Raw genomic sequence first — 26,173 nt, 5'->3', positions numbered from 1 at the left:
GGCCTACTCCTGCTCCGCTCGATTGCCGTCCGGTTGCCCGGCCAGGAACAACTCGGCAGCTCTGGCGTAGACCCGGACGGCAGTATGGATATCGGCGACGTCAACATACTCGTCGGCCTGATGCGCTATCCACTTCCCGCCGGGCCCGTACACCACGGTGCGCAGGCCGGCGTCCCTGGTCAGCACGGTGCCGTCGGTGGTGCCGGGGACGCCCCCGAAAACCGGTGCGGTGCCGGTGATGTCGCGGTGCGCGGCGGCGAGCGCCTGCACCACCGGATGATCGACCGGGGTCTCGACCACCGGCCGGTCCACCAACACCTGAACGGTGGCGGTCAGACCGGACTCGGTGGCAATCTGATCGGCCAGCCGGCCGATCAGGTCAACCAGAACATGGTGCGCCACACCGGGAATCGTACGGATGTCGGCGAACACCGAGGCGGTGGACGGGATCACGTTCACCTGTTCCTCGCTGCCGCCGGACAGCACCGTCGGGGTCACCGTGAACCGCCCGAGCACCGGGTGGTCACCGATGTTGGCGGCGATCTGGTCGGCCAACTCGCCAAGGCCCAGCAGCAACCGTCCCACCGCCGGGATCGGATTGCGTCCGTGTTGCGGCATCGCGCCGTGTGCCATCACGCCGTGCAGATCGACCTTGATCCGCAGCGCGCCCTTGGCGATCGGGCAGATCTCTCCGCCTTCGGGCTCGCACACGATGACGCCGTCGATGCCGGAGCGGGCCACCTCGGAGGCGGCGAACGCGGTGGCGCCCAGCATGCCCTCCTCTTCGTCGCACAGCACACCGAGCACGATCCTGCCGTCGAAGCCGGCCTGTTCGACGGCTCTGGCGGCCTGAATCATCGCCGCCACACCGGATTTCATGTCGGCGGAACCGCGCCCGCGCAGCTTCCCGTCGACAATGTCGCCGCTGTAGGGATCGAACGACCACGCGGCCCTGTCACCCTCGGTCACCACGTCGGTGTGGCCCTCGAACATCAACGTGCGGCCGGGGCGACGGCCGTGCACCTGGGCAATCACATTCGGCCGACCGGGTGCGACCTCGACAACGTCGACCTGCCAACCGAAGTCGCGCATCACCTCCGCCACCAGCTCGGCTGCCGGCGTCTCGATGTTCTCGCCGTCCCTGCGGTTCACGGTGCGCAGCCGGACCAGTTGCTGGGTCAGTGCGACCGCGGCCGCCGAAAAGTCGGCAGCGGCATCGGGTTCCGACGGCGGCGGGACCGCGGGTGTCATCACGGGTGCTCCTTGTTGTTGTGCGTTGCGCGCGGTTGTTGTGCGGTGCTCGCGCGGTTATCGCGGTTCGTGTGCGTTGCTCGGCCGCGCCCTGGCCAGCTGCAGCGACCGGTCCAGACGCGGAACGGCGGCGAGTAGCTCGCGGGTGTAGGGATGCTGCGGGTCGTCGTAGACCGCCTGGGTGGCACCGGTTTCCACCACCCGACCGGCCCGCAGCACCGCGACCCGGTCACATACCCGCCGGATCACCGAGAGATCGTGTGAGACGAAGATCAGGGTGAGCGACCGGCGGGCGGCGATGGCGTCGATCAGGTCGAGAATCTGCGCGCGCACCGTGACGTCGAGGGCGGACACCGCCTCGTCGGCGATCAGGATGTCCGGGTCGGTGACCAGGGCGCGGGCCAGCGAGATCCGTTGCCGCTGGCCGCCGGAAAACTCGTGCGGATACCGTTGCCGCACGTTCGCGGTCAGCCCTACCTGTTCAAGCGCCTGCACCACCCGGTCCGCCCGCCGGTCGCTGATGCCTTGCGCCACCAGCGGTTCGGCGACAACGTCGGCAATCCGCATCCGCGGGTCGAGCGAGCCCATCGGATCCTGGAACACCACCTGCAGGCGTCGGCGCAGCGGCCGCAACGCCGCCTCGGACAGCGCGGTGATATCGGTGCCGGCCACCTCGACGGTGCCGGAGTCCAGCCGTTCCAACCCGGCGATCACCCGCATCAGGGTGGTCTTACCAGAGCCGGATTCGCCGACGACGCCGAACTTCTCACCCTCGGCGACGCTGAGGTTGACGTCGTCAAGAGCGACCACCTGCCGCCGTCCCGAGCGGAAGGTGCGGCTGCCGTGCGACACCGTCACCATGGCCGCTGCGCTCATCACCGATCACCCGCATCGGCTTCGGCGGCACCATCGGCCGGTGCGAGCTCGCTGTCGGCGAGCAGTTGCCGGGTGTGCGGGTGGCGCGGCGCCGTCAACACCTCGACCACCGATCCGTGTTCGACGACGCGGCCCTGGTACATCACCAGCAGCCGGTCGCACAGCGACGCGACCACCGCCAGATCGTGCGAGATGAACAGCACCGCAGAACCGGCGGCTGCCGCCCGATCGTCGATCAGTTGCAACACTTTCGCCTGCACCGTGACGTCGAGCGCGGTGGTCGGCTCGTCGCAGATCAACAGATCGGGCTGGTTGGCCATCGCCATGGCCAGCACCACCCGCTGCCGTTGTCCGCCGGAAAGCTGGTGTGGGTACGCGGTCGCCAGCCGGTCAGGGTCCGGAAGGTCCACCGCGGCCAGCAGATCGACCGCCGCCCTGTTGGCCGTCGACCGGTCGGTGCCGTGCAGCCGCATGGCCTCGGCCACCTGGCGTCCCACCCGCATGGTCGGGTTCAGTGCCGTCATCGGTTCCTGGAACACCATGCCGACGCGGCTGCCCCGCACCTCGGCCCAGCCGCGCTCCGACCTGGTCAGCAGCTCGCCGGTGCCGGTCAACTGCACCGATCCGCCGGCGGTCAGCCCGTCGGCCAGCAAACCGGCAATCGCCATGCAGGTCACCGACTTTCCCGATCCGGAGGCACCGATCAGGCCGACCCGCTCGCCCGCTGCCAGCTCGAAGCTGACGTCCTGCACCAACGGTTGACGCCCGGCCAGCACGGTGAGATCCCGCACCTGCAGCAGCGGCCCATCGGTCGGGTCCTGGCCGTTCATCGTTGCCGCCGCGGATCGAACCGGTCGCGAAGCCCGTCGCCCAACAGGTTGAAACCCAAGACCGCCAACGCGATTGCCACCGCCGGCCACACGGTGATCAGCGGATCGCTGCGCAGCGTCGACTGCGACTCCTGCAGCATGAGACCCCAACTCGGAGTGGTCAACCCGGCGCCGAAACCCAGGTACGACAGCCCAGCCTCGGCAAGGATGGCGATGGCGTAGCTCACCGATGCCTGGACGATCACCAGCCCGGCGACGTTACGGAGCACGTGGGAAACCGCGATGCCCCACCGTGATCGGCCGGCCACCCTGGCCGCCTGGACGTAGTCGGAGGTCATCACCACCAGCGCACCGGACCGCACCACCCTGATGAACGACGGGATGCTGGCGATGCCGATGGCCACCATCGCCGTGGTGATACCGCCACCCCAGATCGCCGCGAACATCAGCGCCAGCAGCAACGCCGGGAAGGCCAGCATCACGTCGGTACAGCGCATCACGAACTGCGACCAGCGCGGCGGCAGCATGGCAGCGAGAATGCCGAGCGGGGTTCCGATCAGCGCGGCGATACCTACCGCGACCAGCCCCACGTACAGGGTGGTGCGGGCACCCGCCATCAGCGACGAGGCGATATCGCGGCCGAGCCGGTCGGTACCGAGAAGATGCCCGGCCGTTCCCGGGCCGGCCTTGGCGTTGGCCAGGTCGGTGTATCCGGTGTCGAAGGGCGTCCAGAAGAACGACACGATCCCGGTGAGCAACACCAACCCGACAATGCTGCCGCCGACGATCAGCAGTCCGCGGGCGGAGTTCCGCGGGCGATCGGGGGCTTCGTCCGGCCCTGGGTCGCGCGCCGGGTCACGCGTGGGGTCGAGCGTGGGGTCGGGCGGGGTACCCGCAGGCGAGTTGCTGCTCGTCATCGCGCCTGCACCCGCAGCCGCGGGTCGATCACGGTGTACAGCACGTCCACCACGAAGCCGACCAGCAGCGCAAAAACCACCAGCACCAACACGATGCCCTGCACCGTGATCAGGTCACGGTTGGACACCGCGTCGGACAGCATCGATCCGACGCCGGGGATCACGAACACCCGCTCGATCACCACCGCGCCGATCATCAACGTCACCAGTTGCACGCCGAGCACGGTCAGGACCGGGATGCTGGCGTTGCGTAGCCCGTGCCGGCGCAGTGCCGCAGTCGCCGTCATGCCCTTGGCGCGCGCGGTGCGCAGGTAGTCCTGACCGAGTTGGTCCAGCACCGACGAGCGCACGTAGCGGGTGAGGACCGCGCCCTGCACCAGCCCGAGCGCCAGCCACGGCAGGATCATGTGCCGCAGGAAGCCGACCGGATCGGTGGCCGGCACCACATAGCCGTTGGGCGGCAGCCAGTTCCAGCGCATCGCCACCAGGGCGATGAGCAGCATCCCGGCCAGGAAGGCGGGGATCGCCACCCCGATCTGACTCAGCGCAGAAATCACCAGGCCGGTCGGTCTGCCGTTGCGCAGCGCGGCGATCACCCCGAACGGCACCGCCAGCAGCAGTGCCACCACCATCCCGCCGAGCACCAGCCACAAGGTCACGCTGAGCCGGTCGAACAGTTGCGGCCCAATGGGTTGCCGTGAGGTGTACGACAACCCGAAGTCGCCGTGCAACACGCCGCCGATCCACTCGACGTACTGGGTGGGCAGCGGCCGGTCGAGGCCCATTTGTTGTTCGAGGGCACGCACCGCGTCCGGGGTGGCGCCGGTTCCCAACGCCACCTGAGCCGGGCTGCCGGGGAGCACCGACATGATCAGGAAGATGAGCACCGATGCGACCAGCGCGCTGACCAGCAGCACGGCCAGCCGCCGCAGCAGGGCGAGCACCACCGGCAGCGCGGCCGCTGCCGGTCGGGCTCTCGACGGTGCGGTGGTCAACCGACCGAAACACCCGTCAGGTCAAAGGATTCCGACACCTGGTTCTTGGCCAGCCCCTTCACGTCGACATCGGCGACCAGCAGGTTCGGGAACGCCCAGAGCCAGACCCCCGCCGCGTCGTCGGCGAGGATCTCGGTGGCCTTGCGGTAGTCGGCAATCATCTGGTCGCGGGTGCCGGCGTCGCCGTCGGCGAGCAGCTTCTGCACCTCGGGATTGTCGTAACGGGTGTAGTACTCCGGATTCCCCCACAGGGTGGCGAGATCATTCGGTTCCACGTGGTTGACGATGGACATGTCGTAGTCGGCGTTGGTGAACACCTGGGTCAGCCAGTCCGCCGGGAAGTCGAGGGTGTCGACCTTGACGGTGATACCCACCTGCTGCAGTTGCGAGGCGATCACCGGCGCCGCCGCGGTCGCGTACGGCAGGTTCGGCACCCGCAGTCGCAGGGTGTACGTCTTGCCGCCCAACAGTTCTTTGGCCTTGGCCGGGTCGTACGGGTACGTGTTGGCGAGGTCGGTGTACCACGGGTCGGTCGGCACAGCATGGCTGCCGATCAGCGCGCCCTTGCCGGCCCACACCGTGTCGAGCAGGCCCTTGCGGTCGATGGCGTAGCTGATCGCCTGGCGCACGTTCTTGTTGTTCAGCGGAGCCTTGGAGTTGTTGAAACTCAACAACACCTCGCCGGTGGTGGTGCCTTCGATGATCTGGTACTTGGCGGTGTCACCGAACTGATCGAGCTGGTCCGGGGTCTGTACGGACGAGATCACGTTGATGGCGCGGGACAACTCGGCGTTGTTCATCGCGGTGGGGTCTTTGTAGTACATGAAGTTCACGGTCTGCATTCCGGCCTTGGTGCCCCAGTAATCCGGATTGCGAGTCAGGGTGAGCTTGACGTTCGGCTGGTTCGCCGACACCAGGTACGGTCCGGTCCCGACCGCCTTGGTGGCCAGCTCGGCCACCCCGGTACGGGAGAACATGGCGCCGATCCTGGTGGTCATCGAGAACAGCCAGCTCTGGCTCGGCTTGGTCAGCGTGACCCGCAGCGTTGTCGGGTTCACCGCCTCGGCCTTGGCGACGGTGGACATTCCCTGGGCCACCGCAACGGTTTTCGCCCAGTCGGACTTGACCCGGTTGATGGAGAACACCGCATCCTCGGCGGTGAAGGCCGCACCGTTGGAGAACTTCGCGTTGTCCCGCAGGGTGAAGGTGTAGACCTTCTGATCGTCCGAAACGGTCCACTTGCTGGCCAGCAACGGGGCGATCTCGCCCGTCGGCGTCATGCGCACCAGCGTCTCGTACACGTTGTACAGCAACGCCTGTGGGATGGCGGCACCGCTGTCCTGGGTGAAGTCGAGGCTGGCCGGGGCCGCCACGAAACCTACGTTGAGGGTGGCGTTCGGGTCGCCGCTGGGCGCCGGCGCCGCTGACCCGTCCGACCCACTCGCTCCGGCACCGGGCTGGGAGCCGACGCTACCACCGCCGGCGCCGTTGCTGGCCTGGCCGGCCGTGGCCTGGCCGTCGGTGGTGGCGGTGGCGGTCGTGGCCGGCGCGGTACTTGCCGGCTGCGTTGACGATCCAGCGCCGCACGCGGTCACCACCAGGGCGGCGGCCAGCGCTCCGGCGGCAAACCGCAGCCGGCGGCGCCTCGGTGTGGCGGCGGGCGGCGAGGACTCGTGGCGGTTCATGGCTACTCCCGGGGGGTCCAACGGCTAGCGCGATCTGGCGACGATGCGCAAACCGCACCAGGCCCGCCGCAAGCTCGGTGCGAGCTCTGTGACGGCGAGCAAGGTGGAACGATCATTCCACCAGCGGCGGGCGCCGTCACTGGCGTGTGATGGATTCGGCGCGTCGTCAGGTGTGGCCGGGCATGCGGCGCGGGCGGCGGGTGGCGCTGGTACCGGGCCACGGCGTCGCCCCGCTGGGCGGTTCGGCGTGGACAGCTTCGGCGTGGCAACCTTGGCGTGGACAGCCTTGGCGTGGGCGCCGCGGCCTGCCGGGCTCGTCACGGGCAGAGGCCGGGACGCCTCAGGCAGGCCCCAGCCCCGGGACGATGTCGCCCAGCCGGAACGTCACCGGCTCCTCGAGTTGCTGGTACGTACACGAAGTGGGGGTGCGGTCGTCCCGCCAGCGGATGAAGTGCGCAAGGTGCCGGAACCGGGTGCCCTCCATGTGCTCGTACTTCACCTCGAGCACCCGCTCCGGCCGAAGCGGGACGAACGACAGATCCTTGCTGGCGTTCCATCGAGAAACGTTGCCCGGCAATCGTTGTCCCTGGTGTGCCTCGGCGCTGGCCCACTGCGCCCACGGGTGATCTTCGTCGTCGGCGAGCTGCAGCGGCCGCAGTTCGTCGACCAGTTCCGCGCGGCGCTTGGCGGTGAAGGCGCCGACAACGCCGACGTGCTGAAGCTTGCCGTCATCGTTGTACAGACCCAGTAGCAGCGACCCGACCAGCGGCTTCTCGGGAGTGGAGGTCTTGTGCCAGCGGAACCCGGCCAGCACACAGTCGGCGGTGCGGGTGTGCTTGATCTTGAACATGGCACGCTTGTCCGGCTGGTAGACGCCGTCCATCGGCTTGGCGATGACCCCGTCCAAGCCGGCGCCCTCGAACTCGGTGAACCACCGTTGCGCGAGCTCCTGATCGGTGGTGGCCGGGGTGAGATGGACCGACCCGCCCTGGCCGGTCACGATGCCCTGCAAGGCTTTTCGCCGCTCGGCGAATGGTCGAGCTGTGTAGTCCTCGTCGCCGAGAGCGAGCAGGTCGAAGGCAATGAACGCCGCCGGGGTCTGCTCCGACAGCAGCTTCACCCGGGAAGCGGCCGGATGGATCCGTTGCTGCAGCGCCTCGAAGTCGAGTCCGTGGTCGGTGGCGATGACGATTTCGCCGTCCAGCACGCAACGCTCGGGCAGCTCCGCCTTGATCGCCTCAACCAGCTCGGGGAAGTACCGCGTCATCGGCCGCTCGTTGCGGCTGCCGAGCTCCACTTCGTCGCCGTCGCGGAACACGATGGAACGGAAGCCGTCCCACTTCGGCTCGTAGCTGGCGTCCGGTGGGATCTGCGGGACGGACTTGGCCAGCATCGGCGACACCGGCGGCATCACGGGAAGGTCCATCGGCACATTGTGGCCGGTCGACGGCGGCGGGTGGCACTCGGGCGCGGGTGTCGAGTCGGATCAGCGGCACGTGCTGGGGTGTTGAGTTGGGTCAGCGGCGCCTTGTGCTCGGCCGGACCAGCGGAAAAATCGGCGAGTCGAACAGCATCTGCCCAGGTCAGATTCTCGATGCCGGCATCGAGACACCGATATTTCCCCTGCAGCGTTCTGTTGACGGCGGCGCGCTTGGTCATCAGCGCTGGCGCGCCGGACCTGCGACTCCGCCGCCTGTGAATGGAGCCATCTGTGGATGAAACCGCCTGTGGATGAAGTTGTCCACACCCCGAGAATCCATCCACAACTTGGCCGACCTACTTCCCGAAAGCGGCCGGGCGCAACAGGGTGGGGACAGGCCGCCCGCGGCGGGTTCGGCCAGCAGCGAAGGGGAGGTAGCGGTGCGCGGTTCGGTGGTTGGTTCTGCAGGTGAAGGGCGGGCGCGAGTCGAAGGGCGGACGCGAGTTGAAGGGCGGGCGCGACCAGACGGTCGGGCGCGAGTTGGAGGCCGGGTCGGCCGGCTGAACGCCGGGTTCCGAAAGCCGGAGGCGCCGCCGTGGTTGCGTATGGTCGCCGGCGTCGCGGCGCTCGGTCTGGCGGTGCTGCTGCCGGTGTTCGGCAGCCCGGCTGCCGACGCGGCGACGGTTGCCGGTCCGGTTGCCGCAGGTACCGCGGCGGCGAACGGCCGCGCGTTACCGACCACCGTTGGGGCGATGCGCTTCTCGTGGTTGCCGGCCGGTTTGGGCCAGCCGAGCTCGTTCGACTATTCCTACGGCAGCGTGGATTTCAGCAGCACGGTGTGGGAATCGGAGACTGCCGACGGCTGGCAGGTTGATCTGCACCTGACGGTGTTGAGCGGCGCCGCGCTGTCCGACGGCCAGGCGCTCTACGACTGGTTCACCGACTACCAGCAGCGTCCGCCCGAAGACGTTGACTACCGCCCGGTGACAGTGCGCGGGCAACCGGGCTGGTTGACCGGCGACCAGCTCTTCTATCTGGTGCGCCCAGGTCTGGCGGTGTCGATCACCGTCGACCCGTCGCGCTGGTCCACCGCCGATCTGTGGGGTATCGCCCGACATGGCCACCCAGCACGCGCTTAGGGCGCGAGCCGAGGATCCACCCGCGGCGCCGCGTCGCTCTCTCCGTCAGGTGTGCACCGCTGCCGGAGCGTTAGCTCTCGATGCGGTTGCCGTCGGCATCCCAGTGTGCGGCAACCTTTTTCGACGGCTGCACCCGCGGCGGCTCTCCCGGTTGCTTCGGATAGTCCGGGGGCCAGTTCAGCTCGCCACCCGGCAGGGTTTCCCAGAGTTGCAGCAGCGGCTCGATCGAGTAGGAATGGTCGTGCATGCCGGCCCACGGGTCGCCGCCGGCCAGGTAGTCGGGCACGGTGGTCAGGTTGTAATCGCGCGGGTCGGTGACGTCGGCGAGGTGCTGCCACGTCATGGGCGTGCTGACCGGAGCGCCCGGTCTGGCGCGCAGGCTCCAGGCGCTGGCAATGGTGCGGTCGCGGAGGTTCTGGTTGTAGTCGAGGAACAGTCGCCGGCCGCGCTCTTCCTTCCACCACGCGGTGGTGACACCGCCGTCGCGCCGCTCCAACTCGCGTCCGAGTCCGATCGCCGCGTGCCGCACCTCGTCGAAGGTCCATCGAGTGTGGATGGGAACGTAGATGTGAACACCCCTGTTGCCACTGGTTTTCGGGTAGCCGCGGAGCCCGAGCTCCTCGAGCAGTTCTTTGGTGACCTGCGCGACCCGCTGCGCATCGGCGAAGGTGGTGCCGTCCTGGGGGTCGAGATCGATCCGGAGCTCGTCCGGATGGTCGACGTCCGGGCGGCGCACCGGCCATGGATGGAACGTCAGCGCGCCCATCTGCGCCGCCCAGACCAGCGCAGCCGGCTCGGTCGGGCACAGCTCGTCTGCGGTGCGACCACTCGGGAATCGGATCGCCACCGTCTCGACGTAGTCGGGGGCACCCTTGGGCAGCCGCTTCTGGTAGAAGCCGTCACCCTCGCGGTCCTGCGGTCCGGTCGCCAGCCGCATGCCCTCGCGCCAGCCGTCCGGCCACCGCTCCATCGCGGTCGGCCGCTCCCCCACCGCTCGCATCAGCGGTTCGCCGACCGCCGCGAAGTACTGACAGACCTGCAGTTTGGTGATCTCGCCGGTGCGCTCGGTGGCCTGGTACACCACTCGGTCCGGGCTGGTCACCCGAACCGAACGAGCACCGACCGCCACCTCCGCGGCTGGTGTCTTCGGCATGACTCCCTCGTTCCCGCTCGCCGCTACTGCCTGGGATCCACTGTGCCGCAGCTGGTGTCGGCCGATTCGACAGTTGCGGAACCACGCCGGTGGGACGACGTGGCTGCCGGGTCAGCGGCCCGGGTAGCCGCCGAACGGTTGGTCGGGTCCGTTGCCGTTCTGGTCCTGGCCGTTGTGCTCGCGATCGTTCGAGTCGGGGCGGCCGGGTTGGTCAGCGCGATGCTGCCCCGGCGTGCCCTGCTGCCCGCCGGCGCCGGGTCGCGTCCCAGGCGCGCCGCCCTGCCACGGCTGGCCCTGCGGCGGCTGACCGGACGGCCCAGCGGGCGGACCGAACGATTCCTGCGGGCCACCCGGCCTTCCCGGACCGAAGGGAGCGCCGGGATAGCCCGGCTGCGCACCCGGACCCGATGGTTGGCCGGAAACCGGTTGCCCCACCGGCGGGGTCTTCCGGAAGTCGTCAGCGGTCTCGGAATCGGACGCCGGCAGCTCGGCGCGCTGAGCCCCGCGGACCTGCCGCGGCCCCGTGGCATCGGCGTCAGTGGCGCCGGCGCTGGCAGTGTCGGAGTCACTCGAACCCAGCTGCCCGCCGGTTGCCGCGGCGGCCGCGGCCTTGGGCTTCTCCAACGCCGACCGCACGTCCGACTTGTTGTCGGCGATCCTGGCCGCCTCCTGATCGGCGATGGAATAGGCGGCCTCCTGCTCGGCCTGCCGCACCGCCTGCGCCACCTCGTCGGCGGAGGTCCCGCCGAACCAGTCCTCCACGTCGTCGTCGATGGCGCCGGGACGGGACACCACCTCTTCCACCGGCGGCTCGTACCGGAACACCCCGTCGTCGTCCTTGGCACCGAGCATCTTGGCGAAGCCCTCCAGCGACTTGGAGAACTCGGACGGAATCATCCACACCTTGTTCGCATCGCCCTGCGCCAGCTGCGGCAGCGTCTGCAGGTACTGGTAGGCCAGCAGCTCCGGAGTCGGCTTGCCGGCCTTCACCGCCGCGAACACCTTCTCGATGGCCTTCGCCTGCCCCTGGGCCTGCAGGTAGCGGGCCGCCCGCTCGCCCTGGGCACGCAGGATCCGGGACTGCCGCTCGCCCTCGGCCGCAAGAATCGACGCCTGCTTGGCGCCCTCGGCAGACAGCACCGCCGCCTGCTTCTGACCCTCGGCCGTCTTGATCGAGGACTCGCGCTGACCCTCGGCGGTGAGGATCATCGCGCGCTTGTCACGGTCGGCGCGCATCTGCTTCTCCATCGAATCCTGGATCGAAGGCGGCGGATCGATCGCCTTGAGCTCGACCCTGGCCACCCGGATGCCCCACTTGCCGGTGGCCTCGTCCAGCACCCCCCGCAGCTGACCGTTGATGGCGTCACGGCTGGTCAGCGTCTGCTCCAGGTTCATCCCGCCGACCACGTTGCGCAGCGTCGTGGTGGTCAACTGCTCGACGGCGACGATGTAGTTGGCGATCTCGTAGACCGCGGCCCGCGGCTCGGTGACCTGGAAGTACACGACGGTGTCGATGGACACCGTCAGGTTGTCCTCGGTGATCACCGGCTGCGGCGGGAAGCTGACCACCTGCTCGCGCAGGTCGATGCGGGCCCGGATGCGATCGATGAACGGCACCAGCCACACCAGGCCGGCCCCGCTGACCTTGTGAAAGCGGCCCAGCCGCTCGATGACGGCGGCCTGGGCCTGCGGGATCACCTTCACCGATCGCACCACGATCAGCACAGCGAGCACCGCCACCACGATGGCGACGATCAGGACGGGATCCATCGGCGACAACTCCTTTGTCTGCAGACGCCCGCAGTGGGCAGCTGTGAGGCTTTCGTCGTGGTCGATCTTGCCGGACTCGACAGCCCGGCAACAGGTGATCGGCGCGGTTCGCGCCGGTCAGTTCCGGTCGACCGCAACCGGATACCGGTCAACGTCCCCAGATCACGACGGCGGTGGCACCCCGCACCTCGACCACCGTGACCGGCGTGCCCGGCGGCAACGAGCGATGGCCCTCGACGCCGATCGCCGACCACACCTCGCCGCCGATCTTCACCTGGCCGCCATCGGCGTCAACGGTGGAGATGACGGTGGCAGGTGAGCCGATCACCGCGTCCACCCCGGTGGAGATCGCTGTCGGTCGGAACCGGCGCAGCAGCGGCGGACGCGCCAGCACCACCAGCGCCACCGAGACCAGCGCGAAGACCAGCAACTGAATCCACAGGTCGGAAGGGTCGTTGAAGCCGATCGCAACCAGCGCGGTGACGAGCGCGCCGCCACCGAGCATCAGCAGGACGAATTCACCACCGAGGATCTCGGCGATGGACAGCACCACCGCCGCGGCAAACCAGACCCAGGGGCTCATGCCGTCATCCTGCCAGAGCAATGTTGGCGCGAACCCGGCCGCAGCGGGCGCGAACGTCTGTTTGTGACCGTCTTGTAATGGGCGAAAATGAGCGAACCGGACGGCGGTGCCTGGCGCCTGTGCGGTGCCCTGCGAGTTGGCTGCTGATCAGCCGCGGCGGTCGGCTTCGTCGCCGGCCCTGACGTCTCAGCAGAGGCCGTCATCAACACAGACGGCATCAACACCGACGGCATCAACCTTCGTCCACACCGACGTCGCCGACACCGACGGCATCAACCGTCGTCAACACCAACGTCATCGGCACTGACGAAATCGATCAGCTGCTCCACCGCGGTGATCAGCGGGGTCTGCAGATCGCGGAAGCTGCGCACCGCGCCGTTCACCCTTCCCCACATGGTGGCCGGGTCGCTGACGCCGAGAGCCGCGCAGACCCCGGTCTTCCAATCGACACCCCGCGGCACCTCGGGCCAGGCCGCGATGCCCACTGCAGCGGGCCGCACCGCCTGCCAGACGTCGACATAGGGATGCCCGGTGATCAGCACGTTGGCGCGGTGCCGTCCGGTCGCCACCGCGTCGGCGATGCGCTGCTCCTTGCTGCCCGGCACCAGGTGGTCGGCCAGCACGCCGACCCGCCGCCGCGCAGTCGGGCCGAACTCGCGCAGCGCCGCTTCCAGGTTGTCCAAGCCGTGAATCGGCTCCACCACAATGCCTTCCACCCGCAGGTCGTGGCCCCACACCCGTTCCAGCAGGGCGGCATCGTGGATGCCCTCCACCCAAATGCGCGCCGCCCGCGCGGTGCGGGCCCGCAATCCGGACACCGCCACCGAACCGGACGCCGACCGTTGCGGAGCGGTCGGCTTGGCCATGGGTCGCACCAACGTCACCTGTTGCCCGTCGACGAGGAAGGCCCCGACCGTCAGCGGAAAGTTCCGCTGCTTGCCGTTCCGGTCTTCCAGCGTGACCGCCGTCGAGGTGCACCCGACGACCAGACCGCAGAAGCCGCTCAGCGGGTCTTCGGCGACGACGTCACCGGTCGCGGCCACCTCGGGGATCGCGCGTTTCGGCTTGCGCCCGAACCGGTCGTGGCCAGCCAGAACGTCAGCGCCGTAGGAGTTGTCCATCCAGACTCTCTTACCTTCACTATGCATCTCTCGGGCTGCGCGGCAATCTCGAGCCGGACGAATCCTCGCGCCCTGGCGCCGGAAATCCTTCGCACGTTTACCACACGGTACTGAGAGCAACCGCGCCGCCCGACAGCGCTGTCTCAGAGTCTGCGACACCTCCGGCGAGTCCTTGCGCACTGCTTGAGAAACCGATTAACTGTGCGGCACAACGCGTCCGCCATCGTAGAGACGCGCGCAACAGCTTTTGGTCAAGGAGGACCAATGACTGCTCCGGTCACGACCGCGGGACCGTCCCGCACTGCTGGACCCCGCCGACGATTCAGTCGGCGAGCATTGAGCGTATTCGGCGCAGTTACCGCTGCTGTACTGGTGGCCTCCTGTACCGCCGGCACCGCAGGGAGCGGCAACAACACCGCACCGGCGGGCAACACGACAACCAACAACGGTGCGGCTACGCCAGGCAGCAACGCCGCAGGTGGCGGCAGCGCCGCGCCGGGTTCCGGGGCAGGCGCTTCCGGCAGCGCGAGCGCTTCCGGCGCTGGGGCCATCGCTCCCGCTGCCAACAACCAGCCCGCCGATTTAAGTAAGACGCTGACGTATTTCCCGTGCTGCTCGTGGCAGAGCACCTGGTCTGCCAATCCGTACAACGTCAACGCGTTGAATATGGCCAACGACTTTGTGATGATGCGGCTCGGCATCGTGCAGTTCCCCAGCCTGACCGATTACGAACCTCAGCTCGCGGAGAGCTGGAAGATCACCGGGGACAAGATCGCTATCACCCTGCGGTCCGGGCTGAAGTGGCAGGACAACACCCCGCTGACCGCCAAAGATCTGTACGACACCACCATTCTCAACGGTCTGCGCGGCGACGCCTTCTGGGAGTCGCTCACCGACGTGCAGGTGACCGACGACCGCACCGTCACCTACACGGTGCGCAAGGGCGAGCCGCTCCAGCTGGTGCAGAACTCCATTCTGGACATCCGGCCGTACCAGTCCAAGCTGTACGGCAAGTTCGCCACCGACGCCGCCAAGAAGGATCTGATCGCCTACTTCGCGGCGAAGAAGGCGGACCCGGACAAGGCCGGTCAGTCGCGCGAGTTCAAGCGGATCGGGGACGCGTTCAAGGAACTCGCGGCAATGAAGGTGGACAAGCTGGTCGGCAACGGCCCGTTCACCCTGGACAACATCACCACCAAGGAGGCCAAGCTCACCCGCTGGGCCGACTGGTACGGCGCCCAGAACGTGAAGTTCGGTGGCATCCGGTTCCTCAACGGCCCCAACGAGACCGTCTACTCGCAGCTCTTCACCGGCAACCTTGACTTCAGCAACGTCTACCTGTCGCCGCCGCTGCTCAAGCGCTGGGAGAACACCCAGGGCTCCGAGCTGGCACTGCCGCAGGGCTTCGGCTTCGTGATGAGCTTCAACTCGAGCCGCAAACCGCTTGACATCAAAGAGGTCCGGCAGGCCCTGGCGTACGTGATCCCGCGGCAGCAGATGACCGAGGCCGCCTATGGCTCCACCCCCGATGCCGGCGGTGCCTGGAAGGAGATCAACACTGGGCTGCCGCCATCACTGGACCAGCTGTACCTGACACCGGATCAGCTCGGGCAGCTGAACAAGTACCCGGTGGACCAGCAGAAGGCCACCGAGCTGTTGCAGGGCAAGGGCTTCACCAAGAAGGACGGCAAGTGGTTCGGCCCCGACGGCAAGCAATTCACCTTGACGTTGACCGTGAATTCACAGACCTCGGACATCGTCACGTCGTTCAACTCCGCGGCCAAATCGCTGACCGACTTCGGGATTGATTCGCAGGTGCGGGCCATCGACGGCGCCCAGGTCGAGGCGAACCAGCACAACGGCGACTTCGACATCGGCATGCAGTTTGTCGGCGGCGGCAACCCGCTGCAGCTCTTCAACACGGTGCTGGGCCCTGGCTACAACTTTCCGTCCGGCGGCAACTACGCCGGCAAGCGCGGCATCGGTTTCGGCCCGAAGGCAGACCTGCCCGGCGTCGGTAACGTCAACGTGTCCTCCACCATCGACCGGGATTACCGCACCACCCCTCCCGGCGACGAGATGAAGAAGAAGGCCTGGTCGTGGGCGCAGCTGGTCAACGACGACGTGCCGTATCTCTGGTACGCCACCAAGGTGTATCAGTTCAGCTACTCGACGGCGCGGTTCGACAACTGGCCGGAGAAGAACGACAAGAAGACCAGTGAGCTGTGGAACATCATCGGTAACGACCTCGGCGGTGGCTTGTCTTTGGCTATCCAGAAGGGGTACGTCGTCCCCAAGTCCTGACCGGACCGTGAAGTACCTGCTCGCTGGAAGGCAGTCTTGACTACATATATTCTGCGGCGCCTCGGCATGGCCTTGGTCGTCATCTTGGTCGTGCTCACCATGTCGTTCTTCATGGTGCGATTGATGCCCGGAAACCCGATGGACGCCCTGGCCGCGCAGCTGCGCGCCCAGGGCGGCCTGACGGAGCAGGACATTCAGAACCGGCTGAACGCCGTCTACGGGGTGACGCCGACAGCCCCCGTCTGGCAGCAGTACCTGACCTACATCGGCAACGCCTTCCGCGGTGACCTCGGGGTGCCGATCACCAATCCGGGAACCACTGTGGTCGCCATCATCGCCGAGGCGCTGCCGTGGACCATCATCGTCGTGGCGTTCGCGCTGATCATCAGCTTCGTCATCGGGGTGGCGATCGGTGCGGCCATGGCGGCCTTCCAGAACACCTGGTTCGCGAAGGTCACCACCTTCTTCGTGTCGGTGCTCAGCGCCATCCCGAACTACCTGGTCGCGATCATCCTGCTGTACTTCTTCACCGGGGTGTGGCAGATCTTCCCGTCCGGCGGCGCCTACGGGGTGGACGTCACCCCAGGGTTCAACGCGGAGTATCTGAAGAGCGTCGCCTGGCATGCAGTGCTGCCGATCGCCGCCACCGTGATCACCTCGTTCGGCGGCTGGGCCCTGGCGATGAAGGGCAGTGCGATTTCGGTGCTCGGCGCCGAGTACGTCCGCGCCGCGGAATCCCGAGGGCTCAGTCCGAGGCGGATCACCCAGTCGTACATCGGCCGCAACTCCATGCTGCCGATGATCACCCAGCTGGCACTGTCGATCGGCTTCATGTTCGGCGGCTCCGTGTTCATTGAAACCTATTTCCAATATCCGGGCATTGGCTTCTATCTGATCCAGTCGGTCAACCAACGTGACTATTCGTTGATGATGGGCTGCTTCCTGCTGATCACCGTGTCGGTGATCATTGCCAACCTGCTGGTCGACCTGCTCTATCCGCTGGTCGACCCGCGAATCGCGCGGCCGGCCACTCGGAAGAAGGCGGAAGTGCAGGCCGACAAGTCGGTGCCCGACGAGGGCCTCGGCGCCGGAGGGACGATGGCATGAGATTCCTCAAAGATCTCTGGCGCATTCTGCGCGGTGACAAGGGCGCCCTGATCGGCGGCATCATCGTGCTGCTCTACTGCCTGATGGCACTGATCGGGCCGTGGGTGGTGCCGCTGTCGAACGAGCAGGATCCGGCCAACGCCTACGCCGGACCGTCCTGGTCGCACCCGCTCGGCACCGACGCGCTGGGCCAGGGCGTCCTCTCCCAGATCATCGTCGGGTCCCGGCCGATCATGGTCGTCGGCCTGCTCGCCGCCATCATCACCGTGTTCATCGGCGTCACCGTCGGGTTGTTGACCGGCTACATCGGCGGCTGGTTCGACACCCTGGTCATGCGGATCACCGACATCTTCCTGACCATCCCCGGGCTGCCGCTGATCATCGTCCTGGCCGCGTTCATCCAGACCACCAACCCGGTGGTGCTCGCTATCATCCTGTCGATCACCGCCTGGGCCGGCCTGGCCAGGTCGATCCGGTCCCAGGCGATGAGTTTGCGCAGCAGCGACTTCATCGAAGCGGCCAAGCTGCAGGGCGTGCCGTTGCGGAACATGATCTTCCGGCAGCTGCTGCCGAACGTCGGCCCGTACGTCGCCATTCACTTCCTGCTGGCCATCACCGGCGCCATCTACGCACAGGTCGGCCTGTTCCTGCTGGGCATCGCGCCGATCAGCGGCACCAACTGGGGCATCATGATCAACCTTGCGATGGCGCAGGGTGCGCTCTACACCACCGACAGCGCGCTGTACCTGTTCGCCCCGATGGCGGCGATCGTCATCTTGCAGGTGGCGTTCGTCTTCTTCTCCAGGGCGCTCGACAGCGTCTTCAACCCGAGGTTGCGAGTCCAATGAGCACACCCACCATCGACAAGCCCGGGACGACGGGCACCGGCACCGCGCTGATCGACATCCAGAATCTCTCCGTCGCCTTCGGAACCGGGGCCAAGGCCGTCACCGCGGTGCACGACGTGACCCTCGCCGTCGAACCTGGCGAGATCTACGCGCTGGTCGGTGAATCCGGTTGCGGCAAGTCAACTTTGGCCTACTCGCTGCTGGACATCGTGCCGCCGCCCGGCGAGATCGTCGGCGGGGACATCACATTCCAGGGCACCAGCACCACCTCGCTCACCAAGCAGCAGATGAACAAACTGCGTGGCGCCGAGATGACGATGGTCTTCCAGGGCGCGATGAACGCGTTCAACCCGGTGCTGACCATCGGCAAGCAGGTGCAGCACATCCTGCAGGCCCACCCCGAGGTGTACAAGGACCCGAAAGAGGGCAGGGCCTACTTCAACCACCTGCTCGAACTGGTGCAGCTGTCCCCCGACCGGATCTGGCGGGCCTACGAGAGCCAACTGTCCGGCGGCATGAAGCAGCGCGTCGCCATTGCGGTGGCGCTACTGCTCAAGCCGTCGCTGGTGGTTCTTGACGAGCCGACGACGGCGCTGGACGTGCTGAACCAGCGACTGGTCATCGACATTCTCAAGGATCTGCACCAAACCCTCGGCGTCACCATCATTTTCGTCACCCACGACCTTGCGGTGGTGGCGGAGCTGGCCACCAGGGTCGCGGTGATGTACGCCGGACGGCTGGTGGAGACCGGCACCGTCCAGGAGATTTTCACCGCCAAGCGGCGGCATCCGTATGTCGAGGCGCTGATCAATGCCATCCCCAGCGTGCTGAACAGCGGGCTCAAGGTGAAACCGATCGGTGGCTCGGTGCCGAACCTGGCCGCGCTGCCGCCCGGCTGCAAGTTCGCGCCGCGCTGCCGGCTTGCCGAAGACATCTGCCGCGAGGTGGAGCCACCGCTGATCGACGTCAACAATCACCGCGTCGCCTGCCATGTGGTCAACCGCGATGTCACTGAGGTCAGTCCTATCAGTGAGGCCAGTGAGACCACTGCTGACGCAACGTCTTTGCGCAAGTCCGCCGCCCCCGACCACGAACCGAACGAGAAGGAAGCAACACTGTGAGTCAGGTCGAGGTCCGCGACGTCAGCCACACCTACGCCTCCGGTAACGGCCGGCCGGTGCTGCACCACGTGAACCTCTCCGCCGAACCAGGCGAGATCATTGCGCTGGTCGGCGAATCAGGTTGCGGAAAAACAACTCTCGGACGGTTGATCGCCGGGCTGTACGAACCGAGCTCCGGCACCATCTCGTACGAGGGCGAAGACATCGCGAAGCTGCGTGGCAAGGCCAGGATGCAGTGGCGGCGCAAGGTGCAGATGATCCACCAGGATCCCTACGGCTCGCTCAATCCGGGGCTGACCCTCGGCAGCACCCTGGCTCCCGGGCTGATCGGCCACAAGCTGGCGACCTCGCGCACGGTCGAGCCGTTGATGCTCGAGCTGCTGGAGCAGGTCGGGCTGGACGCCACGCCGGAGTTCCTGCAGCGCTACCCGCACCAGCTCTCCGGTGGTCAGCGGCAACGCTTTTCGATCGCCAGGGCCATCAGCCTGCAGCCGGAATTCATCGTGGCCGACGAGGTGACCAGCATGCTGGACGTCTCGATGCGGGTCGCCATTCTCGATCTGCTGCTCAAGTTCACCACCGACCGACAGCTCGGGTACGTGTTCATCAGCCACGACTTCGGGGTGGTGCGGTACTTCGCGCAGGGTGGGCGGATCGTGGTGATGTTCTACGGCTACATCGTCGAGACCGGCCCAACCGAAGAAGTGATCACCGCACCGAAGCACCCGTACACACGGCTGTTGCTCGAGTCGATCCCGGTACCCGACCCGAGCCAGGCCGACCGGCGCGACGGCGAACAGTCGGCTGAGGGTCGATTGATCCGCGAGCCGTCGGACACCGGCTGTGCGTTCGTCGATCGCTGCCCGATGGCCCAGCAGATCTGCCGCACCACCCGGCCGCCGCTGCTGGACACCGGCGGCGGCCACTACGCCGCCTGCCACTTCGCCGACAGCGTGCCACCGTTGAACCGCCTGCTGGGGCCCGCCGCTTGACCGACGACGGACGGCCGGGCGACGACAGCCTGGTCGCGCTGGCCGCCAGGGTGCTGGTGCGGATGGGCATCGCGCTGCTGATCCTGTCGCTGCTGGTGCGGCCGGCGATCCGCAACGACGCGGCGCTCTGGGCCGACACCGTGGCCATCGGCGCGTCGATCGCGGTGATCCTCACCGGGTTGATCGGCGGCTGGCTCGCCCGGCGCCGGGACACCGCCATGCCCCGGCGGTCGCGCGGCCGCACCGATCCGCCTGACGACCCACCGGGACCGCTCCCGCCAGGCCAGCCGTAGCCGTAGCCGCCCGGTACGGGACGGCTCAGAACCCGGACGGCTCCCGGGCAACGTAGGGCGTGGTCAACTCGTCCAGCTCGGCCTGATCCAGCGTGACATCTCCGGAAGCGATGGCGTCGTCCAGATGGCGCTGCTTGGTGACCCCGACGATGGGTGAGCTGACAGCCGGCTGCTGCCGCACCCAGGCCAGCGCCACCTGAGCTCGGGATATCCCACGCCGCTCGGCGATCCGCCGGACCGCCTCGATGATGGCGTTGTCGGACTCGTCGGCCTTGCTCAGCATGGCCCCCAGCACCCGGTCGGAATCGGAACGCGTGGTGGTCTCGGCCGGATCGCGGGTGAGCCGCCCGCGCGCCAGCGGCGACCACGGCAGCACCCCGACGCCCTGGTCGACGCAGTACGGGTGCATCTCGCGCTCCTCCTCCCGCATCAACAGGCTGTACTGGTCTTGCATGCTGACGAAACGCGTCCAGCCACCAAGGTCGGCGGCATGCTGCAGCTCGGCGAACTGCCATGCCCACATCGACGACGCGCCGAGGTAACGGGCCTTGCCGGCCCGCACCACATCGTGCAGCGCCTGCATGGTCTCCTCGATCGGAGTGTGCTGATCGAAGCGGTGGATCTGATAGAGGTCGACGTAATCGGTGCCCAGCCGGCGCAGGCTGGCATCGATGGCATTCATGATGTGCGCCCGGGACAGGCCCTCGTCGTTGGGGCCGTCGCCCATCCGCCCGTACACCTTGGTGGCGATCACCACCTGGTCGCGGGTGGTGAAGTCGGCCAGCGCCTTACCGACGATGCGCTCGCTGCTGCCCTGGGAGTAGACGTCAGCGGTGTCGAAGGTGGTGATGCCGGCCTCCAGCGCGGCGCGGATCAGTGGGCGGCTGTCCTGCTCGCTCAACGTCCAGTCGTGTTGCGCGAAGCCCGCGGCGCCGGTGCGCTCGCCGAAACTCATGCAGCCGAGGGTGATCTCCGAGATTTTCAGACCGCTGTTGCCGAGAGACACATAGTTCATGGTGGCAACGCTACTCACGGCCGGCAGCGGCCACCGTGCCCGCTGGTGGGCCGGCGTCGTCCGGTCCGGCCACCCACCTTCCAAGAATCCGTAGGGTGGATGCGTGCTTGATTGTGCCGCCACTGCGCTGACCGTCTGGGCCGCCGCCTACCGCGCCGGCGTTGTGCCCGCCGATGCCGCGTTGGACATTGCCACCGGCTTCGGGCTGACGGCCGGGGTACGGCGTGGTAGCGCCGACCCCGCGCCCGCGGCGGGAACTGCCCTCGGGGCGGAAACCCCGTGGCAGGCGGCGGGTTCGCCGGCGCCCGCGTTGACCTCGCCGCTGCTGGCGGAGTTGCCAGGGCCCGGCGAGGCGGCCGCCGGCGCGGCCGAACTGCTGCCGCTGCTGCGGGCCGGACGCCCAGCGCTGCTGCTCCCCCGCCCCGGCGACGTCCGCGGTGTCCCCGCCGGTCCGGCCGGCACCGCGGCACTGGCCGCGGGCGCCGGGGTGGCGCTGCCTGCGGTGCCCGCGACGCTGCTTCCCGGCGACGGACAATGGCGGGTGTTCACCGGGATCGGCAACGTGCCGGTGCCCGACCCGGTGACGGCGCGCGAACAGCTGGCCGATGCCGTGCACCAAGCGACAGCGGTGCTGACCAGCGCGGACCTGGGCCGGGACGCCGCCACCGCACGCCGCGAAGTGTTTGCGCTGCAACAGCAACGAGCCGTTCCGCTACCGCCGGCAGCCGCCCAGCGCGGCGTCGAGCTACTGCACAGGTGCGGTCTGGTCGAGGCGATCGTGCTGGTCGCAGCCGACCACGGCACCAGCGCAGTGAACCTGCACCAGCTGCGCACCGCCGACGCCGCCCTCGCCCCTCTTGCCGACGCCGCGCGGCAGGCCAGGTTGGCCGCCGTCGACCTCATCGTCGGCGGGTACTCCGGCTAGTGGCCAGCCGACCGGCCGCGAGCCCCTGCACCTCAGCGGTAGGTGCCGACCGTGGTGCGCCAGCTGACCACGGTGCGGTCCGCGATGTCGTAGCCGAACGAGAGGAACGAGCCGTCGCCCAGCTGCACCGAGGTGGGGTTGCCCTGATCGTCGGCGGCGCCGGAGTTGTAGACGGGCACCGAGCGGTAGCCGCTCCAGCTGCCGGACGGGTTGGTGATCAGCGCGGCGTAGGTGGGCCGCCAGGGCTGCAGGATGTTGCCGTAGGTCAGCAGCACGCTGCCGTCGCGGGTGAGCAGCTGATGGTGCGACGAGGTCGGCAGGTCGGTGTCCTCCGGCGCGGTCCAGGTGCGGCCGCCGTCGAACGAGCGGGAGAGCTTCGATTGCCGTTCGGCGTTGACCGAGGCGTAGTAGACGCGGATCAGCATCACCAGCTCGCCGCTGGGCAGCACGGTGATGTTGGGTTCGCGGTAGCCGATGGTCGCGGAATCGCGCGCCACCGTCACCTCGTTCTCGGCCTTGAAGGTGCGGCCCCCATCAGTGCTGCGGGCCACCCTGGCGCCGCCGCCGTACAGCGGTTGCAGCACGTCACCGTTGGCCAGCTGCACGGCGGGGCCATGCGAGTAGGTGCCTGGATAGGCGCCCTCGATCCTGGTCTCCTCCCCGAAGGTTTTCCCGCCGTCGGTGGAGCGGAAGACGAACGTGCCGACATTGCGGCCGCCGTTGGCCCAGTCGGTGCGGAAGCTGGTCAGCAGCAGCGTCCCGTCGCGCAGTTCGGCGATCTTGGGGTCGCGGTTGTCATACTCGTTGGACACCACGGTGATCGGCGCTGTCCAGGTCTTCCCCTCGTCGTCCGAGCTCACCATCCGGATGGCGCCGTTGGCGCCGCCGTGGCCGTCGGCATAGTGGTACACCAGCACGATGCGGCCGCTACGGGTACGCACCGCATCGACGAATCGCGGGGCACCCGGCCCGCTCTCGCTCGCCACCGTCGAGGTCGGGTACGGGGCGTACACTTGGGTGCGATTCTGTACCGAGCGGACCAGCCCGGTGCGCAGGTCGGTGACGGTGACGGTGACCGGCTGCAGGCCGATATCGCTTTCGGTGAGCCAGCTCTGGACGGTCAACGCTCCGGGATCACCGGTCACCACCCCCGGCACCCAGCGGCCGCCGACATGCACCTGGGCGCGCACGTCGGCGCGGCTCAGCCCCGGCTCGGTGATGGTCGCGGCCGCCTGCAGGCCCGGCCGCTGCCCGACCGTCAACTCGGTCACCAGGTTCACCAGCTTGGGCCCCGGGCGCAGCTCACCGGCGCCGACATCGGTGCTGGCGGCGAGATTGTCGAGGTACACCTCCGAGCCGGTGGCACTCACCCCCGACGAGGCGATCTCCAGCCCGGTGATGCTCACCAGGCCGGCGGCCGCCGTCGGTCGCGCGGTGGAGAAGAACGAGAAGCGGCCACTGGCAAGCACAATGCCGTCCTTGGAGGCGGTCAGGCTCAGAGCCGTCGGGGCGTTCTGGTCGGTCAGATCGGGGATGGCGCCCCACTGTTGTTGCTGGCCGCCGTTGACGATGCTGACCGCGCCGAGGCTGCTGCGGCCCCAGTTGTACAGCGGCGCCACCGTCATCCGGTAGGCCGGCACGTCGGCGCCGGCGGCGTCGACGCCGTGCACGATGAGCTGCACCGGAAAGGTGGTGCTCGGCGCGAGATCGAATTGGAAACGCCGGGCGGGTGCAGCCGGCGCGGGAAACAACACGGAGCTGTCTGCGGTGGTGCTGGTGTCGCGAACCCGGACGGCCCGGTTGCCGGTGTCGCCGAACGGGGCGGCCGCGACCGTGACAGCTCCGCGGGTGACCGCGTCCGCCGGAGGAACACCGACCGGCTCGCTGTCGAAGGTCCGCACCGGGGCCGGCTCGGCCGCCGCGGTCTCGACGTTCCCGGCGAGGCTGGTCAGGACCACCGTCGCCACCGTGACGACCGCCAGCGTTGGCCGCTGCGGGACGGCGGGGTTGCGGGGGTGGCGGCGCATTGTTCCTCCAGGGGGCCGGCTTCGGTGACGGTGCTGATGGTGCTGGCGCGGATGCTGACACCAGCAACAGCAAGCGGATCGAAACGTAGAACGCTGTTTCACGACGCGATGTTGTGAACCTAAAGCGAGCGACCCTGGTACGTCAATCACCCGGCCGCCGTTTGCGATCCGCGCAGCCTCCGACCCGCCCATCCGCCGCCACCAGTCGGCGCCGCCGGCCGGCAGACACAGCAGAAGGGCCGGCATCGCACTGCGATGCCGGCCCCTCTTACCTAGGTGATCAGCCGCCACGGCGGGCCGTCAAGCCAGCCGCCGGCGCTGAGATCACTTGTTGCCGAAGGTGTCCCGCGCCTTGTCGACGACGCTGTCGCCGGCCTGCTTGACGTTGGCCTCGGCCTGTTGCGATTTGCCCTCGGCCTCGGCGTCCGGGTTGTCGGTGGCTTTACCGACACCTTCCTTCACCTTGCCGACGACCTCTTCGCCCTTGTGCTTGATCTTGTCGCCGAGATCTCCGAGTCCCATATCGGGCTCCTTTCCTCAGGTGACCGGCCCCGATCCGGAACCGTCAAGCGGGCTTCCCCGCTCTGCCGTCGATGCTACCGCCAAGATCATCTTGCGGGGAGGCGGCTAGCCGCATTTTGATCGACTCGATACCCAATCTGCGCAGATCAGACAGCTAGATCAGAACGAACATCGGGACGGGATCGGACACCAAGCCCGGCGCCCGCCCGGCCGTTCGAGTCGTCCGAGCCCAGGCTCGGCGTTACTGCTGCGCGGCGCCGACCTCGGTCTCCGAGAAGCCAAGGGCGTGGAACCCGCCGTCCACCATGATCATCGATCCGGTGGTGGCCGGGAAGAGATCGGACAGCAGCGCGACAACGGCCTTGGCGACCGGGGTCGGGTCGGAGGTGTCCCAACCCAGCGGCGCCCGCCCTGACCAGCCGTCCTCAAGTCCGGAGAACCCAGGGATCGACTTGGCGGCCATCGTCCGCACCGGGCCGGCCGACACCAGATTCACCCTGATGCCCTGCGCCCCAAGCTCTCTGGCCAGATAGCGGCACACCGATTCCAGGCTGGCCTTGGCCACACCCATCCAGTTGTAGGCCGGCCAGGCCTGCCGGGCATCGAAGTCCAGACCGACAAGGCTGCTGCCGGGGTGCAGCAGCGGCAGGGTGGCCACCGCCAACGACTTCAGCGAGAACGCCGAAGTCTGGACGGCGGTGGCGACGTCTTCCCAGGGCGCGTCGAGGAAGGGCGCACCGAGCGTGCTGGGCGGACCGTAGGCGATGGCGTGCAGCACGCCGTCGAGGCGGTCAACGTGCTCGGACAGCCTGGCGGCCAACGAGTCCAGCTGTTCGGGGTTGTTCACGTCAAGCTCCACCACCGGCGCCGGCTTCGGCAGCCGCTTGGCCAGCCGCTCCACCAACGACATCCGCCCGAAACCGGTCAGCACCACGTTCGCCCCGAGCTGCTGTGCCAGCCGGGCGGTATGGAATGCCATGGACGCCTCGGTGATCACGCCGGTGATCAGAATGTTCTTGCCTGCCAACAGGTCGGTGCCAAGGCCGGTGCCGGTGCTGCTCGGGTCGGCCGCGCTGCTGTCGGCAGCGGCGGGAGGGGTGGACGCGCCGGCGGAGTTCGGCTGGGACGGCTCGGTCATCGCTACAGGCTCACTTTCGTTGGGACTACACGGGTTTCGGGTATTGGCGGTCACGCGCAATCGGCAACAGGGGCGCAGCCGGCGGCCGGCGGGCTCGGCCACCTGCCGCTGAGCCGGTCGGCAACCGGCGATCCGCCGTGG

Annotated in this window: 23 protein-coding genes; 8 read left to right on the top strand and 15 right to left on the bottom strand. The window is 68.0% G+C overall.

Annotated elements, in window-relative coordinates:
- Positions 1 to 3: 3 nt before the first annotated feature.
- The 7 genes from HKD39_RS01110 to HKD39_RS01080 all read right to left on the bottom strand — a co-directional run bounded on the left by HKD39_RS01110 (position 4) and on the right by HKD39_RS01080 (position 7,980).
- Positions 4 to 1,251, bottom strand: a complete 1,248-nt coding sequence (locus HKD39_RS01110; RefSeq protein WP_171198381.1) for a M20 family metallopeptidase — start codon at positions 1,249 to 1,251, stop codon at positions 4 to 6.
- A gap of 57 nt (positions 1,252 to 1,308) precedes the next feature.
- Positions 1,309 to 2,127, bottom strand: a complete 819-nt coding sequence (locus HKD39_RS01105; RefSeq protein WP_171197996.1) for an ABC transporter ATP-binding protein — start codon at positions 2,125 to 2,127, stop codon at positions 1,309 to 1,311.
- Positions 2,127 to 2,957 (bottom strand): ABC transporter ATP-binding protein, encoded by an 831-nt coding sequence (locus tag HKD39_RS01100; RefSeq protein WP_171197995.1) that lies wholly within the window; start codon positions 2,955 to 2,957, stop codon positions 2,127 to 2,129. The genes HKD39_RS01105 and HKD39_RS01100 overlap by 1 nt, the downstream gene beginning before the upstream one ends.
- Complete coding sequence (locus HKD39_RS01095; RefSeq protein ID WP_171197994.1) at positions 2,954 to 3,874, bottom strand: ABC transporter permease; 921 nt, start codon at positions 3,872 to 3,874, stop codon at positions 2,954 to 2,956. Before HKD39_RS01095 ends, HKD39_RS01100 begins: the two co-directional genes overlap by 4 nt.
- Positions 3,871 to 4,821, bottom strand: coding sequence for an ABC transporter permease subunit (locus HKD39_RS01090; protein ID WP_171198380.1), 951 nt, complete (start codon positions 4,819 to 4,821; stop codon positions 3,871 to 3,873). Before HKD39_RS01090 ends, HKD39_RS01095 begins: the two co-directional genes overlap by 4 nt.
- A 44-nt stretch (positions 4,822 to 4,865) precedes the next feature.
- Complete coding sequence (locus tag HKD39_RS01085; protein ID WP_171197993.1) at positions 4,866 to 6,554, bottom strand: ABC transporter substrate-binding protein; 1,689 nt, start codon at positions 6,552 to 6,554, stop codon at positions 4,866 to 4,868.
- A gap of 340 nt (positions 6,555 to 6,894) precedes the next feature.
- Entirely contained in the window at positions 6,895 to 7,980 is a 1,086-nt protein-coding gene (locus HKD39_RS01080) for an ATP-dependent DNA ligase (RefSeq protein ID WP_171197992.1), read from the bottom strand.
- A gap of 593 nt (positions 7,981 to 8,573) precedes the next feature.
- On the opposite strand from HKD39_RS01080, the gene HKD39_RS01075 reads away from it, so the two are divergent.
- Complete coding sequence (locus HKD39_RS01075) at positions 8,574 to 9,113, top strand: hypothetical protein (RefSeq protein ID WP_171197991.1); 540 nt, start codon at positions 8,574 to 8,576, stop codon at positions 9,111 to 9,113.
- A gap of 70 nt (positions 9,114 to 9,183) precedes the next feature.
- Here HKD39_RS01075 and HKD39_RS01070 read toward each other — a convergent pair whose 3' ends face one another.
- The 4 genes from HKD39_RS01070 to HKD39_RS01055 all read right to left on the bottom strand — a co-directional run bounded on the left by HKD39_RS01070 (position 9,184) and on the right by HKD39_RS01055 (position 13,740).
- Positions 9,184 to 10,266, bottom strand: coding sequence for a DNA polymerase domain-containing protein (locus tag HKD39_RS01070; protein WP_171197990.1), 1,083 nt, complete (start codon positions 10,264 to 10,266; stop codon positions 9,184 to 9,186).
- 111 nt (positions 10,267 to 10,377) lie between these two features.
- Entirely contained in the window at positions 10,378 to 12,036 is a 1,659-nt protein-coding gene (locus HKD39_RS19095; protein ID WP_171197989.1) for an SPFH domain-containing protein, read from the bottom strand.
- Positions 12,037 to 12,184: 148 nt separating this feature from the next.
- Positions 12,185 to 12,619, bottom strand: coding sequence for an NfeD family protein (locus tag HKD39_RS01060; protein WP_171197988.1), 435 nt, complete (start codon positions 12,617 to 12,619; stop codon positions 12,185 to 12,187).
- 272 nt (positions 12,620 to 12,891) lie between these two features.
- Positions 12,892 to 13,740, bottom strand: coding sequence for a DUF3097 family protein (locus HKD39_RS01055; protein ID WP_171197987.1), 849 nt, complete (start codon positions 13,738 to 13,740; stop codon positions 12,892 to 12,894).
- Positions 13,741 to 14,112: 372 nt separating this feature from the next.
- Here HKD39_RS01055 and HKD39_RS01050 point away from each other — a divergent pair, with 372 nt between their 5' ends.
- From HKD39_RS01050 to HKD39_RS01025, 6 genes are read left to right on the top strand one after another with little or no spacing between them, the layout of a single operon-like run.
- On the top strand, positions 14,113 to 16,044 hold the full coding sequence (locus HKD39_RS01050) for an ABC transporter substrate-binding protein (protein ID WP_171197986.1): 1,932 nt from the start codon (positions 14,113 to 14,115) through the stop codon (positions 16,042 to 16,044).
- A 36-nt stretch (positions 16,045 to 16,080) separates the two neighbouring features.
- Positions 16,081 to 17,151 (top strand): ABC transporter permease, encoded by a 1,071-nt coding sequence (locus tag HKD39_RS01045; protein ID WP_171197985.1) that lies wholly within the window; start codon positions 16,081 to 16,083, stop codon positions 17,149 to 17,151.
- Positions 17,148 to 17,999 carry an ABC transporter permease gene (locus HKD39_RS01040; protein WP_171197984.1) on the top strand — a complete coding sequence of 284 codons (852 nt, stop codon included), beginning with the start codon at positions 17,148 to 17,150 and terminating at the stop codon, positions 17,997 to 17,999. Before HKD39_RS01045 ends, HKD39_RS01040 begins: the two co-directional genes overlap by 4 nt.
- Positions 17,996 to 19,120, top strand: a complete 1,125-nt coding sequence (locus HKD39_RS01035; RefSeq protein ID WP_171197983.1) for an ABC transporter ATP-binding protein — start codon at positions 17,996 to 17,998, stop codon at positions 19,118 to 19,120. The genes HKD39_RS01040 and HKD39_RS01035 overlap by 4 nt, the downstream gene beginning before the upstream one ends.
- Positions 19,117 to 20,112: an oligopeptide/dipeptide ABC transporter ATP-binding protein gene (locus HKD39_RS01030; protein ID WP_171197982.1), complete on the top strand. Its 996-nt coding sequence runs from the start codon at positions 19,117 to 19,119 to the stop codon at positions 20,110 to 20,112. The genes HKD39_RS01035 and HKD39_RS01030 overlap by 4 nt, the downstream gene beginning before the upstream one ends.
- Positions 20,109 to 20,405 (top strand): hypothetical protein, encoded by a 297-nt coding sequence (locus HKD39_RS01025; RefSeq protein WP_171197981.1) that lies wholly within the window; start codon positions 20,109 to 20,111, stop codon positions 20,403 to 20,405. The genes HKD39_RS01030 and HKD39_RS01025 overlap by 4 nt, the downstream gene beginning before the upstream one ends.
- 25 nt (positions 20,406 to 20,430) lie before the next feature.
- Here the strand turns inward: HKD39_RS01025 and HKD39_RS01020 are convergent, their stop codons facing one another.
- The gene (locus HKD39_RS01020) at positions 20,431 to 21,420 is read right to left on the bottom strand and encodes an aldo/keto reductase (protein ID WP_171197980.1); all 990 of its coding nucleotides are present in this window, start codon (positions 21,418 to 21,420) and stop codon (positions 20,431 to 20,433) included.
- A gap of 103 nt (positions 21,421 to 21,523) precedes the next feature.
- Between HKD39_RS01020 and HKD39_RS01015 the strand changes: the two genes are divergently transcribed.
- Positions 21,524 to 22,345 (top strand): hypothetical protein, encoded by an 822-nt coding sequence (locus tag HKD39_RS01015; RefSeq protein ID WP_171197979.1) that lies wholly within the window; start codon positions 21,524 to 21,526, stop codon positions 22,343 to 22,345.
- Positions 22,346 to 22,377: 32 nt separating this feature from the next.
- On the opposite strand, the gene HKD39_RS01010 is transcribed toward HKD39_RS01015, so the two are convergent.
- The 3 genes from HKD39_RS01010 to fabI form a co-directional block, all read right to left on the bottom strand.
- Positions 22,378 to 24,372 carry a sialidase family protein gene (locus tag HKD39_RS01010; protein ID WP_171197978.1) on the bottom strand — a complete coding sequence of 665 codons (1,995 nt, stop codon included), beginning with the start codon at positions 24,370 to 24,372 and terminating at the stop codon, positions 22,378 to 22,380.
- A 324-nt stretch (positions 24,373 to 24,696) separates the two neighbouring features.
- Entirely contained in the window at positions 24,697 to 24,894 is a 198-nt protein-coding gene (locus tag HKD39_RS01005; protein WP_171197977.1) for a CsbD family protein, read from the bottom strand.
- A 241-nt stretch (positions 24,895 to 25,135) separates the two neighbouring features.
- Positions 25,136 to 26,032 (bottom strand): enoyl-ACP reductase FabI, encoded by an 897-nt coding sequence (fabI, locus tag HKD39_RS01000; protein ID WP_171197976.1) that lies wholly within the window; start codon positions 26,030 to 26,032, stop codon positions 25,136 to 25,138.
- Positions 26,033 to 26,173 lie beyond the last annotated feature (141 nt).

It is taken from the genome of Nakamurella aerolata (assembly GCF_013002705.1).
Lineage (GTDB): Bacteria > Actinomycetota > Actinomycetes > Mycobacteriales > Nakamurellaceae > Nakamurella > Nakamurella aerolata.
Note: the sequence above shows the minus strand (reverse complement) of the source record. Positions and strands in the feature narration are given on the sequence as shown.

What these genes read in the sequence shown, in the direction of transcription:
- HKD39_RS01110 (WP_171198381.1), bottom strand. Translation starts at nt 1,251, where the DNA reads ATGACACCCGCGGTCCCGCCGCCGTCGGAACCCGATGCCGCTGCCGAC.
- HKD39_RS01105 (WP_171197996.1), bottom strand. Translation starts at nt 2,127, where the DNA reads ATGAGCGCAGCGGCCATGGTGACGGTGTCGCACGGCAGCCGCACCTTC.
- HKD39_RS01100 (WP_171197995.1), bottom strand. Translation starts at nt 2,957, where the DNA reads ATGAACGGCCAGGACCCGACCGATGGGCCGCTGCTGCAGGTGCGGGAT.
- HKD39_RS01095 (WP_171197994.1), bottom strand. Translation starts at nt 3,874, where the DNA reads ATGACGAGCAGCAACTCGCCTGCGGGTACCCCGCCCGACCCCACGCTC.
- HKD39_RS01085 (WP_171197993.1), bottom strand. Translation starts at nt 6,554, where the DNA reads ATGAACCGCCACGAGTCCTCGCCGCCCGCCGCCACACCGAGGCGCCGC.
- HKD39_RS01080 (WP_171197992.1), bottom strand. Translation starts at nt 7,980, where the DNA reads ATGGACCTTCCCGTGATGCCGCCGGTGTCGCCGATGCTGGCCAAGTCC.
- HKD39_RS01070 (WP_171197990.1), bottom strand. Translation starts at nt 10,266, where the DNA reads ATGCCGAAGACACCAGCCGCGGAGGTGGCGGTCGGTGCTCGTTCGGTT.
- HKD39_RS19095 (WP_171197989.1), bottom strand. Translation starts at nt 12,036, where the DNA reads ATGGATCCCGTCCTGATCGTCGCCATCGTGGTGGCGGTGCTCGCTGTG.
- HKD39_RS01060 (WP_171197988.1), bottom strand. Translation starts at nt 12,619, where the DNA reads ATGAGCCCCTGGGTCTGGTTTGCCGCGGCGGTGGTGCTGTCCATCGCC.
- HKD39_RS01055 (WP_171197987.1), bottom strand. Translation starts at nt 13,740, where the DNA reads ATGGACAACTCCTACGGCGCTGACGTTCTGGCTGGCCACGACCGGTTC.
- HKD39_RS01040 (WP_171197984.1), top strand. Translation starts at nt 17,148, where the DNA reads ATGAGATTCCTCAAAGATCTCTGGCGCATTCTGCGCGGTGACAAGGGC.
- HKD39_RS01035 (WP_171197983.1), top strand. Translation starts at nt 17,996, where the DNA reads ATGAGCACACCCACCATCGACAAGCCCGGGACGACGGGCACCGGCACC.
- HKD39_RS01020 (WP_171197980.1), bottom strand. Translation starts at nt 21,420, where the DNA reads ATGAACTATGTGTCTCTCGGCAACAGCGGTCTGAAAATCTCGGAGATC.
- HKD39_RS01010 (WP_171197978.1), bottom strand. Translation starts at nt 24,372, where the DNA reads ATGCGCCGCCACCCCCGCAACCCCGCCGTCCCGCAGCGGCCAACGCTG.
- HKD39_RS01005 (WP_171197977.1), bottom strand. Translation starts at nt 24,894, where the DNA reads ATGGGACTCGGAGATCTCGGCGACAAGATCAAGCACAAGGGCGAAGAG.
- fabI (WP_171197976.1), bottom strand. Translation starts at nt 26,032, where the DNA reads ATGACCGAGCCGTCCCAGCCGAACTCCGCCGGCGCGTCCACCCCTCCC.